The sequence below is a fragment of the Micromonospora sp. IBHARD003 genome (assembly GCF_056106285.1).
The window spans coordinates 3,332,501-3,344,509 of record NZ_JBWBBX010000001.1 but is presented as its reverse complement, the minus strand read 5'-3'; the positions used below and the strand labels follow the sequence as shown (position 1 = coordinate 3,344,509).

The window sequence follows — 12,009 nt, the reverse complement described above, 5'->3', positions numbered from 1 at the left end:
GCCGGGCGCCGATCGGGCCCAGGCTCTGCCCGGGACCGATCGGCGGGGCCCGGTGCCGGGCACCCGGAGAGCTCCCGTGTGTCAGTCCTGGCCGTACCGGGGATCGACCGACTCCGGCGCGAGCCCCAGCAGATCCGCGACCTGCTCCACGACGACCTCGTGGACCAGCAGCGCACGCTCGTCACGGTTCTTGGTGCGGATCTCCACGGGCCGCCGGTAGACGACGATCCGGGCGGGCCGGCCCTTGCCGGAGGGCACCGACGTACCCAGCGGCACGGATTCGCCCTGCGGCCCCGGCACGTCCAGGACGAGGAATTCCACCTCGGCCAGCTGGGGCCAGCGCCGCTCCAGACGTTCGACCGAGTCCTGCACGAGATCGCGGAACGTCTCGCCCCGGCTCGCGGAGAGCGGCACCTGAGGCGGGGCGACGGGGCCTCGCATACCGCGTCCGTGGCGGTCGCGGCGTCGCGGCCGCGGCTCCCTGGGCTCGGTGGGGCGGGGCGGTACGGGACTGTCCATCACTGACGCAGGGTAGCTCTCCGGAGTGCCCCGATACCGGGCCCGTCCGTCCACCACGCGGCATGTCGCTTTCACCTGGGCGACGTGTCTGTTATTGAGCATTCCGGCCAAGCTTGGGCTCGATTCCGCGGCTCCATACGACCGCAGATGGCATCGTGATTGACGCGAAATGTGTTAATCGATGACCGGATCACATAGGGCGACCCCGTGCGCGCCCTTGCTCCCCCGCAGGTCAGAATGGCCGTCCTGACGACGTCTGTGCCGGACGTCACAGCACGACACGGTGGAGTGACCTGGTGGAGAGTCGTCGCGGCCCGCTCAAGAGTGCGGTACCGTCCAACGTCGTGAGCCCTGTACGTCGCTGTTCGCGCACCGCGTGCGGCCGCCCTGCCGTCGCGACACTGACGTACGTCTATGCCGATTCGACCGCGGTCCTCGGCCCGCTCGCCACCTACGCCGAACCCCACTGCTACGACCTGTGCGCCGAGCACAGCGAGCGCCTCACCGCGCCGCGCGGCTGGGAGGTCGTCCGGCTCTCCGACGGATCCGCTCCGGCCCGGCCCAGCGGCGACGATCTCGAAGCCCTGGCCAACGCGGTCCGCGAGGCGGCCCGCCCCCAGCAGCGCGCCGCACAGGCAGGCGGAGGCGGCGTACGCAGGGCGGACCCGATGGAGGTCGCACGCCGCGGCCATCTGCGAGTGCTCCGGTCACCGGACTCCTGACCGAACGCCACCCCGGATCTTCCTCCCGGCCCGGTATTCGCCGTTACCTTCCTTTGCAGCATCTGTGTGAGCCCTCCGTGCCGCGTTCTGCGGGTAGTTTGAGGTGACCGCACAGACTTCAGGAAGGTTGGGCCGTGGCTGCATCTGCTGCTGCTGATCTGTCGCAGATCGTGAAGGCGTACGACGTCCGCGGGGTGGTGCCCGACCAGTGGGACGAGTCGCTGGCCGAACTGTTCGGGGCCGCGTTCGTCCAGGTGACGGCCGCGGACGCGATTGTCATCGGCCACGACATGCGCCCGTCGTCGCCCGGCCTGTCCACCGCCTTCGCGCGCGGTGCGGCGAGCAGGGGTGCCGACGTCACGCTGATCGGGCTGTGCTCGACGGACCAGCTGTACTTCGCGTCCGGGCACTTCGGACTGCCCGGCGCGATGTTCACGGCGTCGCACAACCCGGCGCAGTACAACGGCATCAAGATGTGCCGGGCCGGGGCGGCGCCGGTCGGCCAGGACACCGGCCTCGCCGAGATCCGCGCCCTCGTCGAGGGCTGGCTCGCCGACGGTACGCCGGCCCCGGTCGGGACGCCCGGGTCGGTCACCGAGCGGGACACGCTCGAGGACTACGCCGCCCACCTCCTCTCCCTGGTGGACCTGTCCGCGATCCGCCCGATGAAGGTCGTGGTGGACGCGGGCAACGGCATGGGCGGGCACACGGTCCCGACCGTGTTCGCGTCGCTGCCCGTCGATCTCGTACCGATGTACTTCGAGCTCGACGGCACCTTCCCGAACCACGAGGCCAACCCGCTGGACCCGAAGAACATCGTGGACCTCCAGGACCGGGTGCGCTCCGTGGGCGCGGACATCGGCATCGCCTTCGACGGGGACGCGGACCGCTGCTTCGTCGTGGACGAGCGGGGCGAGCCGGTCTCCCCGTCGGCGATCACCGCGCTGGTCGCGGCCCGTGAGCTCGACAAGCACCCCGGCGGCACGGTGATCCACAACCTCATCACCTCGTGGTCGGTGCCGGAGGTCGTCCGTGAGCACGGCGGCACGCCGGTGCGCACCCGTGTCGGACACTCCTTCATCAAGCAGGAGATGGCCGTCACCGGTGCGATCTTCGGAGGCGAGCACTCCGCCCACTACTACTTCCGCGACTTCTGGAACGCCGACACGGGCATGCTGGCCGCCCTGCACGTCCTCGCCGCCCTCGGCACGCATGACGGACCCCTGTCCTCCCTGGTCGCCCGCTACGACCGCTACCGCGGCTCAGGTGAGATCAACTCCACGGTCGCCGACCAGACCGCCCGCACCGCCCAGGTCCGCGAGGCCTTCGCAGGCCGTGAAGGCGTCACCGTCGACACCCTCGACGGCCTCACGGTCTCGACCGGTGACTGGTGGTTCAACCTCCGCCCCTCGAACACCGAGCCCCTGCTGCGTCTGAACGTCGAAGCCCGTGACGAAGCGACGATGGCGGCGGTACGCGACGAGGTCCTGGAGATCGTCCGGGGCGCATGACGAGCTGCGGCGGGGACGTGATCGCGAACGAGGCACGAGCAGAGCGCACGGATCCCCATGGATCCGTGCGCACGCCCGGCGCGGTCCCGTCGGTGCTTCCACGTCGGTGCTTCCACGTCGGCGCTTCCACACAGGCGTGCGCCCGGCGGGCTCACCGACCGGCGCACGCGCTCGGGCTCGCCGTCGCCCCGACACGCCGAGCCGCGCCGACCGCCCCCCGGCGGTAGGCTGACGTGGCCCAAACCGCATGTTCGAAAGGGACGCCCCATGCCGCTCGAAGCCGGTCTTCTGGAGATCCTCGCCTGCCCGGCCTGCCACGCCCCGCTCAACGACGGAACGGCAGCCGACACGCCCGAGCTGATCTGCACCGGCGAGGACTGCGGCCTGGCGTACCCCGTACGTGACGGCATCCCCGTCCTCCTCGTCGACGAGGCCCGCCGCCCCGCGTAAGCCCGCCCCCGCACCCGTACGGCGAATCGGAGGCCCACCAACATGCTCGACGAGTCACTCCTCGACGCTCCGGAAGCCCTCGCCCGCGCCGATCGCCGCGAGCTGCTCCGCGGCGCAGCGGAGGCCGGCGCGCGGGTACGCACCGCCGCCCGGTACGCGGCCGAGGCCGGGATCGCCGAGCTGACGCCGGAGGGCCGCCCCCGGGCCGTCCTCATCGCGGGCCCCGGCACCGCCGCGACCGGCGTTGCCGACCTCATCACCGCACTCGCCGGGGCATCCGCTCCGGTCACCCGGCTGCATCCGAGCGGCGTAGCCCCCGCGGCGGGCGCGCTGCGCTGGGCCCTCCCCGGCTGGGCGGGCTCCGTCGACCTGCTCCTCATCGCCACCACCGACGGCAGCGAGCCGGGTCTCGCCCTGCTCGCCGAGCAGGCGTACCGCCGCGGCTGCACCGTCGTCGCCGTCGCCCCGCAGCGCACTCCGCTCTCCGAGGCCATGGGGAGTGTCCACGGCCTGGTGGTGCCGATGGCGACGGCGCCGTACGAGCTCTACGACGAGACCCAGGCCGCCGCGAGCCCGGGTGCGCTCTGGGCACTGTTCACCCCGCTGCTCGCGCTCCTCGACCGGGTGGGCCTGGTCAACGCACCCCCCGACGCGCTCCAGAGCGTCGCCGACCGGCTCGACAGCATGGCCGAGCGCTGCGGGCCCGCCATCGCCACGTACAGCAATCCCGCCAAGACGCTCGCGGCCGAACTCGCCGACACCCTTCCGCTGATCTGGACGGAGGGCACCGCAGCCCCGGTCGGCCGCCGCTTCGCCGCGGTACTCGCCGAGCTCGCCGGTCTTCCCGCACTCTCCGCCGAGCTCCCCGAGGCGCTTCCGGCCCATGGCATCCTCCTGGCCGGTGACTTCGCCGCCGGGGCCGACCCCGGGGACTTCTTCCGCGACCGGGTCGAAGAGCCCCAGGCGCTGCGTGCCCGTGTCCTGCTGCTGCGCGACCGTATCGACGGCGGACTCACCGCGGCCCCCGCGGCCCGGGAGCTGGCGCTCAGCCATGACACGGCGATCAGCGAACTGGAACCCGAGGAGGGTGGTGAGCTGGAGACCCTCGCCGAGCTGCTCGCCGTCACCGACTTCGCCGCCGGTTATCTGGCCCTCGCGACCAGCGCCGGCGCCCAGGCCTGACGCCCCGGACCCGTATGTCCGCCACCTGACGCCCGGACCCGGACGTGTCGTCGCCCCACCCCCGTCCCCGTCGTGCCGTACCACTCGCGTCCTCGAACCCGGTGAGTGGACCGGCACCCCGCACCCGGGCGGCGTCCGGTGCGCCCCCACCGTGCCGGCCGCACCGCGAACGCCCCGGCAGCCGGAGCGGTATCCGCCACCCCGCTGCCATCCGCAAGCCATGTACCAGCCACGTACCGAGCCGAGGATCCCCCTCCATGGACCGCCTCACCAATACCGTGCGCCCCTATGCCTGGGGTTCGACGACCCTCATCCCGGACCTCCTCGGCGTCGCGCCGACCGGCGAACCCCAGGCCGAGATGTGGATGGGCGCCCACCCGGGGGCGCCGTCCGGCACGGACCGCGGTGCGCTGAGCGATGTCATCGCCGCCGATCCCGTACGTGAACTCGGTCGGGCGGCCACCACGAGGTTCGGCCCCCGCCTTCCCTTCCTTCTCAAGCTGCTCGCCGCCGGCAGCCCGCTCTCCCTCCAGGTGCACCCGGACCGAGCTCAGGCCGAGGAGGGCTTCGCCGCCGAGGAGCGCGCCGGCATCCCCTTCGACGCCCCGCACCGCAACTACAAGGACGACAACCACAAGCCCGAACTGATCTGCGCCCTCACCCCCTTCGACGGCCTGTGCGGCTTCCGTCCGCCGGTCGAGGCCGCCGACCTCCTCGCGGGCCTGGACGTCGACTCCCTCAAGCCGTACGTCGACCTGCTGCACGCCCACCCCGAGGACGCCGCCCTCCGTGAGGTCCTCACCGCCGTCCTCATCGCGGACCGGGACGAGCTCGCCGACACCGTCCACGAGGCCGCGACCGCCGCAGCACGCATCGGCGGCCCCTACGCCCCCTACGCCACGCTGGCCCACCACTTCCCCGGCGACCCCGGCGTCATCGCCGCGACACTGCTCAACCATGTCGTGCTGCAGCCGGGCGAGGCGCTCTACCTCGGCGCCGGCGTCCCGCACGCGTACATCTCCGGACTCGGGGTCGAGATCATGGCCAACTCCGACAACGTCCTGCGGTGCGGGCTCACCCCCAAGCACGTGGACGTACCCGAACTCCTGCGCGTCGTCCGCTTCGAGGCCTCCGACCCCGCCGTGCTGCGCCCGGAAGCGTCTCCCTCGGGCGAGGAGGTGTACGACACCCCGGCCGACGAGTTCCGCCTGTCCCGCTTCGTGCTGTCACCGGGCGCGGCGCCCACCGTCGTCACCGCCGCCACCCCGCAGATCCTCCTGGCGACGGCCGGACGGCCGCAGGCGGGCGAGCTCCCCCTCGCCCCCGGCGGGTCCGTCTTCGTACCGGCGGGCGAAACGGTCGAACTGTCCGGTACCGGCACCGTCTTCCGTGCCACTGTGGTGGTCTGAGATCCCCTCCGCCCCGGCTGCTGCAACAATGGCCCGCCGTGCCGCGGCGCAGCCAGGCACGCAGGACATCAGGAGCCTCGAGGAAGGACATCCCGCACTCATGAGCGCGTCAGGCGGAACCAGGGCGATCGTCGCGGCACTCGCCGCGAACCTCGCCATCGCGGTAGCCAAGTTCGTGGCGTTCCTCTTCAGCGGCTCCTCGTCGATGCTCGCGGAGAGCGTGCACTCCGTGGCCGACTCGGGCAACCAGGGACTGCTGCTGCTCGGCGGAAAGAAGGCCCAGCGCGAGGCCACGCCCCAGCACCCGTTCGGCTACGGCCGCGAGCGCTACATCTACGCCTTCCTCGTCTCGATCGTCCTGTTCTCGGTCGGCGGCATGTTCGCCGTCTACGAGGGCTACGAGAAGATCGTCCATCCGCACGAGATCAAGGACTGGTACTGGCCGATCGGCGTGCTCGTCTTCGCGATCATCGCCGAGAGCTTCTCCTTCCGCACCGCCATCAAGGAGTCCAACGGGCTGCGCGGCGGCCGCTCCTGGAGGGCGTTCGTCCGTCACGCCAAGGCCCCCGAGCTGCCCGTCGTCCTCCTCGAGGACCTCGGCGCACTGGTGGGTCTGATCCTCGCGCTCGGCGGTGTCGGCTTCGCGCTCCTCACGGGCGACGGCGTATGGGACGGCATCGGCACGCTCTGCATCGGCGTCCTGCTGATCTTGATCGCCCTGGTGCTCGCCGCCGAGACCAAGTCGCTGCTCCTCGGCGAGGCGGCCGGCGCGGAGGAGGTCGAGAAGATCAAGGCCGCGGTCGTCGACGGCAAGTCCGTCACCCGCATCATCCACATGCGTACGCTCCACCTCGGCCCGGAGGAGCTCCTCGTCGCGGTCAAGGTCGGCGTACGGGACGACAACACGGCCGCCGAGATCGTCTCGGCCATCAACGCCGCCGAGGACCGCATCCGCGCCGCCGTGCCGATCGCCAGGGTCGTCTACGTGGAGCCGGACCTCTACAGCGAGGCCGCAGCGGCGGCGGGCCCCGATCCGGCCAAATCCCCGGGCGGCCCGGGGCCTGAACTCGGTCACTGACACCCACCCGCACCCCACTGCACCCACCTGCAACCGCCGGGACGGCCCCCGGACCGCCGGCTGTGGCCTGACCACGGCGGTCCGGGGGCCGTCCCAAGCGACCTTCCTGTGCGCCTCCCGCCTTCCTGTGTGCCTCCCACGCCTCGCCCGGGCGGGGCCCGGCTCGGCCGACGCGTGGGAGGTCCCGGGACCCGGTGGGACGTCCTTCGCCCGCTGCCCTTTCCGCGATGCCGTGCGGAGCTCGGACACGTAGGCGGCATGCATTCCGGCCAGGACAGGCCCATGGGCGGGCTGTGGCCCTGAGTGGCGAGCGGTGTAGATTCGTGACCAGAGCCAGACGTCGCTGCTGATGGCGGTCGGGCGGTCCGAGACTGCGGACCGGCCGAGGGAGAGAGGGCCTCCGACGGACTGCGCTGCGGACGTCCGTTGCACGTGCCGGGTTTGCGTGTGTTCGTACGCGCACCCGCTTCGCCACCGCGACCGCAGCTGTCAGCAAGCCCCGAACGAGCCCAACCATCCCTCGACCCCTCTGAGGAGCAGCTCGCAATGACGACTGTCGCCGCCGGCCAGGACTTCAAGGTCGCCGACCTCTCCCTCGCCGAATTCGGCCGCAAGGAGATCACCCTGGCCGAGCACGAGATGCCCGGTCTGATGTCCATCCGCAAGGAGTACGCCGCATCGCAGCCGCTGGCCGGTGCCCGTATCACCGGCTCGCTGCACATGACCGTGCAGACGGCCGTGCTCATCGAGACCCTGGTCGCTCTGGGCGCCGAGGTGCGCTGGGCGTCCTGCAACATCTTCTCCACCCAGGACCACGCCGCCGCGGCCATCGCCGTCGGCCCGAACGGAACCGCCGACAAGCCCCAGGGCGTTCCCGTCTTCGCCTGGAAGGGCGAGACCCTGGAGGAGTACTGGTGGTGCACGGAGCAGGCACTGACCTGGCCGAACACGCCCACCGGCGGCCCGAACATGATCCTGGACGACGGCGGTGACGCCACGCTCCTGGTCCACAAGGGCGTCGAGTTCGAGAAGGCCGGCCAGGCCCCGGACCCCTCCACCGCGGACAGCGAGGAGTACGGCCACATCCTGCGCCTGCTGAACCGCACGCTGAAGGAGTCGCCGCAGAAGTGGACGCAGCTCGCGTCCGAGATCCGCGGTGTCACCGAGGAGACCACCACCGGAGTCCACCGTCTCTACGAGATGATGGCCGCGGGCACCCTGCTCTTCCCGGCGATCAACGTGAACGACGCCGTCACCAAGTCGAAGTTCGACAACAAGTACGGCTGCCGCCACTCCCTCATCGACGGCATCAACCGCGCCACCGACGTCCTCATCGGCGGCAAGACCGCTGTGGTCTGCGGCTACGGCGACGTCGGCAAGGGCTGCGCGGAGTCGCTGCGGGGCCAGGGCGCCCGGGTCATCATCACCGAGATCGACCCGATCTGCGCGCTGCAGGCCGCGATGGACGGCTACCAGGTCACGACCCTCGACGAGGTCGTCGAGACCGCCGACATCTTCGTCACCACGACCGGTAACAAGGACATCATCATGGCCTCGGACATGGCCAAGATGAAGCACCAGGCGATCGTGGGCAACATCGGTCACTTCGACAACGAGATCGACATGGCCGGACTCGCCAAGATCTCCGGCATCGTCAAGGACGAGGTCAAGCCCCAGGTGCACACCTGGACCTTCGCCGACGGCAAGGTCCTGATCGTCCTCTCCGAGGGCCGCCTGCTGAACCTCGGCAACGCGACCGGCCACCCGTCCTTCGTCATGTCGAACTCGTTCGCCGACCAGACCCTGGCCCAGATCGAGCTCTTCACGAAGCCGGAGGACTACCCGACCGACGTCTACGTGCTGCCCAAGCACCTCGATGAGAAGGTCGCCCGCCTCCACCTCGGCTCCCTCGGCGTCAAGCTGACGACGCTGCGCCCGGAGCAGGCCGAGTACATCGGCGTCAAGGTCGAGGGCCCGTACAAGCCGGACCACTACCGGTACTGATCAGCCGCCGGTCACCAGCCGGCAGGCCCAGCGCACCAGGCAGGCCCCCGCACCCCCGTGCCGGGGGCCTGCCCTGCACGCGGAGGACTCACACACCCCCATGCCTCGCGGCCGCTATTCGCTCCATGATCCGCACGATCACACCCCCCTCGGTGACGAGCACTTCCACTGCGCGCCCGGTCCTTCCGGCTGGCGCTACGTCTCGCAGCTGACCACTCCCTCCGGAGACCACGCGGGCTCCGTCGACCTGGCCCTCGACGAACTCGGCCGCCCTATTCGCCTCGAGCTCCATGCCTCGAGCTGGCAGGTCCGCGGCGCCGCCCTCGACGGCGTGACCTGGGTCCGCACCGATCCCACCGGCACACACGCCACCGAGGGCAATGTCCGCGCCCACGCCTTCACCGGCACATCCCCCGCCTTCCTCGTCGCGACGTCCCGGCTGCTCCGGCTCACTCCCGGTGCCCCCGCGACCCGCGTCCGGCTCGTCGCCTTCACGGACCCGGTACTCGCCCCGCGTACCGTCGACCAGTCCTGGGCCCTGGTGAAGAGTGAAGCGCACACCACTGACAGTGGCCCCCTGCGCGTGGACGAGTACCAGGTCAGCGCCCTGGACACCGGCGAGCAGCACACCGTCCACATAGCCGGGGACGTCGTCCTGTCCGCTCCCGGCATCGAGCTCGAGGACCTCGAGACCCCACCCTCGGCCTTCCCCTGACCCCGCCGTGAGGGACGCCTTGGGGACTCAGACAGGCGGAGCGAACCCGGTCGCGGGCGGCGAGGTCTTCTCGCCCTGTCCCGCGCCGGGAGCGGGCTGCTGTTCACCGCGGGACGAGTCCGGCGGTGAACCCGCCGGACCGAAAGCTCCGTACTGCGCCACGGCCCCGCTCGCGGCGGCAGGTCCCACCGGGGCAGCCCACGCAGCCATGCGATCCACAGGCCCGGGCTCCGACATCCCTCCGGCCCCGGTCGTCCCCGCGAACCCCGGGGCCCCCACCACGGCGGCATGCGCCCTCCGCACGTCCCGTGCCTGGCGCTCACTCACCACGGCAGCCAGATAGGCCGCCGCGGGCACACCGGCAGGAACCGGCGTTCCCGTCCTGGCCGCCAGATCAGCGGCCAGCCGCTCCGCCAGCGAACGGCCCACCTCCGCATCGAGCTGACGCATACGTGTCAGGTACTGACGTACCGCCAGCCACAGATCGTCCGGCACCCCTGACAGATCCAGCTCGGTGAACCGCCCGGCCAGCCACGGCGGCGGCGGGGGCACCGGAACGACGGACGCCGCCGGCACGCGCTCCCTGACGACCAGCGTCCCGGCGAACACATCCCCGATACGCCGTCCCCGGGCGGAGACGAGCGACGCGATACACGCGACGACCCCGAACGTCATCAGGATCTCCACGACACCCATGGCCCCCCGGACCAGTGCGTGCCGGAAGCGGATCGGGCCGCCGTCGTCGCGCACCACCCTCAGCCCGCACGCCACCTTGCCGAGCGAACGCCCGTGGCTGAGCGTCTCCACCGCGATCGGCGCCCCCACCAGCACCAACAGGAACGTCGCGATCGACACGGCCATGACCGCGGCCTCGTCCAGCGAGGCGGTCACAATCGCGAGGCCGATGGATATCAGCAGATAGACCGCCCAGACCACAGCAAGATCGATCACGAGCGCCAGCGCCCGACTGGGCAGCTTCGCCGGGCGAAGCCCCAGTACGACGGCGTCCCCCGTCACAATCCCGCTCACGCGCCCACCCTCTCCTCGGCCTCTGCCGCCCAGGACGGTTCTCCGACCTGCACGCTCCCGCAGTACGCCAGTCTGCCAAGCTGATCCGAAGAGCGCCGCAGTAGTACGAGCAGGAGTACGAGCCGTCCGTTCGCATGGTCCGTACGGACCCAGTGCCTGGTATCGCCACGGGAGCAGCAGCCGATCATGGATCTCGACGTCTTCGTGATGACCCATCGTGCGGAGTGGGACCGGCTGGACCACCTCCTGAGGCGCGGGCGTCACCTCACCGGGGCCGAGACCGACGAACTCGTGGCGCTCTACCAGCGCACCGCCACGCACCTCTCGCTCATCCAGTCCAGCGCCCCCGACCCCATGGTCACCTCCAGGCTCACCCAGCTGGTCGCGCGTGCCCGTGCCACTGTGACGGGCACCCGGCGCGCTTCATGGCGCGACGCCGCCCGCTTCCTGAGCGCGGGATTCCCCGCCGCGGTCTACCGGTCGCGCCACTGGTGGGTGCCCACGGCCGTCCTTTCCATCGTCATGGCCGCGATCATCGGCTGGTGGATCGGCACCCACCCGGAAGTCCAGTCGGCCATTGCCGCTCCCGAGGAACTACGGCAGCTCACGCGCCCAGGCGGCGAGTACGAGACGTACTACTCGAGCCACCCGGCCGCGTCCTTCGCGGCCCAGGTCTGGACGAACAACGCCCAGGCCGCCGCCATGTGCCTGGTCCTGGGCGCCTTCCTGTGCCTGCCGGTCGTGTGGATCCTGCTGCTCAACATGGCCAACCTCGGTGTCGGCATCGGCCTGATGTCCTCCGCGGGTCGTCTCGACACGTTCCTCGGGCTGGTGCTCCCGCACGGCCTGCTCGAACTCACCGCGGTGTTCGTCGCCGCCGGTACCGGCCTCCGGCTCGGCTGGACCCTCATCGACCCCGGCCCCCGCTCCCGCCGCTCCGCGCTCGCCCAGCAGGGCCGTGCGGCACTCGGCATGGCCGTGGGTCTCGCGCTCGTGCTCTTCGTGTCCGGTCTGATCGAAGGCTTCGTCACCCCGTCCGGGCTTCCGACCTGGGCCCGGATCGCCATCGGGATCTTCGCCGAGCTGGCCTTCCTCGCGTACGTCTACGTACTCGGCGGCCGCGCTGCCCGCGCGGGCGAGGCCGGCGACATCGACGCGTCCGAGCGGAGCGCCGAGCTCCCCACGGCGGCCTGATGTGCATAAGGCGCCTCTGAGCTGCTAGTCTCCTCTTCGCCCACGAGGACCGTTGACACGGCCCGACTGGGGAGGTAGATTTTAACGGTTGCCTCGGAGTGGATGAGTCCCTCCGGGATCACGAGTAGCATCTCTCTCGCTCCTGACGGGAATGGGATTCCCATCGGAGCCACTCGATTCCTTATTCGGATCACGA

At 71.0% G+C, this 12,009-nt stretch carries 11 protein-coding genes; 9 read left to right on the top strand and 2 right to left on the bottom strand.

What is annotated here, in order from left to right; genetic code table 11:
* Positions 1–81: 81 nt before the first annotated feature.
* The gene (locus tag ACTWOL_RS14835; protein WP_474297165.1) at positions 82–441 is read right to left on the bottom strand and encodes a metallopeptidase family protein; all 360 of its coding nucleotides are present in this window, start codon (positions 439–441) and stop codon (positions 82–84) included.
* 422 nt (positions 442–863) lie between these two features.
* On the opposite strand from ACTWOL_RS14835, the gene ACTWOL_RS14830 reads away from it, so the two are divergent.
* From ACTWOL_RS14830 to ACTWOL_RS14795, 8 genes are all read left to right on the top strand, one after another.
* Positions 864–1,241: a DUF3499 domain-containing protein gene (locus ACTWOL_RS14830; protein WP_474297164.1), complete on the top strand. Its 378-nt coding sequence runs from the start codon at positions 864–866 to the stop codon at positions 1,239–1,241.
* Positions 1,242–1,375: 134 nt separating this feature from the next.
* Positions 1,376–2,752, top strand: a complete 1,377-nt coding sequence (locus tag ACTWOL_RS14825; RefSeq protein ID WP_474297163.1) for a phosphomannomutase/phosphoglucomutase — start codon at positions 1,376–1,378, stop codon at positions 2,750–2,752.
* A 267-nt stretch (positions 2,753–3,019) separates the two neighbouring features.
* Positions 3,020–3,202 carry a Trm112 family protein gene (locus tag ACTWOL_RS14820; protein WP_474297162.1) on the top strand — a complete coding sequence of 61 codons (183 nt, stop codon included), beginning with the start codon at positions 3,020–3,022 and terminating at the stop codon, positions 3,200–3,202.
* Between the two features lie 42 nt (positions 3,203–3,244).
* Positions 3,245–4,384: an SIS domain-containing protein gene (locus ACTWOL_RS14815; protein ID WP_474297161.1), complete on the top strand. Its 1,140-nt coding sequence runs from the start codon at positions 3,245–3,247 to the stop codon at positions 4,382–4,384.
* A gap of 257 nt (positions 4,385–4,641) precedes the next feature.
* A complete protein-coding gene (gene manA, locus ACTWOL_RS14810) occupies positions 4,642–5,793 on the top strand; it encodes a mannose-6-phosphate isomerase, class I (RefSeq protein WP_474297160.1) in 1,152 nt (383 codons plus the stop codon).
* A gap of 100 nt (positions 5,794–5,893) precedes the next feature.
* Positions 5,894–6,871 (top strand): cation diffusion facilitator family transporter, encoded by a 978-nt coding sequence (locus ACTWOL_RS14805; RefSeq protein WP_474297159.1) that lies wholly within the window; start codon positions 5,894–5,896, stop codon positions 6,869–6,871.
* A gap of 546 nt (positions 6,872–7,417) precedes the next feature.
* Positions 7,418–8,875 (top strand): adenosylhomocysteinase, encoded by a 1,458-nt coding sequence (gene ahcY, locus ACTWOL_RS14800; RefSeq protein WP_474297158.1) that lies wholly within the window; start codon positions 7,418–7,420, stop codon positions 8,873–8,875.
* A gap of 100 nt (positions 8,876–8,975) precedes the next feature.
* Entirely contained in the window at positions 8,976–9,590 is a 615-nt protein-coding gene (locus tag ACTWOL_RS14795; protein ID WP_474297157.1) for a hypothetical protein, read from the top strand.
* 27 nt (positions 9,591–9,617) lie between these two features.
* Here ACTWOL_RS14795 and ACTWOL_RS14790 read toward each other — a convergent pair whose 3' ends face one another.
* Positions 9,618–10,619: an RDD family protein gene (locus tag ACTWOL_RS14790; protein WP_474297156.1), complete on the bottom strand. Its 1,002-nt coding sequence runs from the start codon at positions 10,617–10,619 to the stop codon at positions 9,618–9,620.
* A 186-nt stretch (positions 10,620–10,805) separates the two neighbouring features.
* Between ACTWOL_RS14790 and ACTWOL_RS14785 the strand changes: the two genes are divergently transcribed.
* On the top strand, positions 10,806–11,813 hold the full coding sequence (locus tag ACTWOL_RS14785) for a stage II sporulation protein M (protein WP_474297155.1): 1,008 nt from the start codon (positions 10,806–10,808) through the stop codon (positions 11,811–11,813).
* The last annotated feature ends 196 nt before the right edge of the window (positions 11,814–12,009 follow it).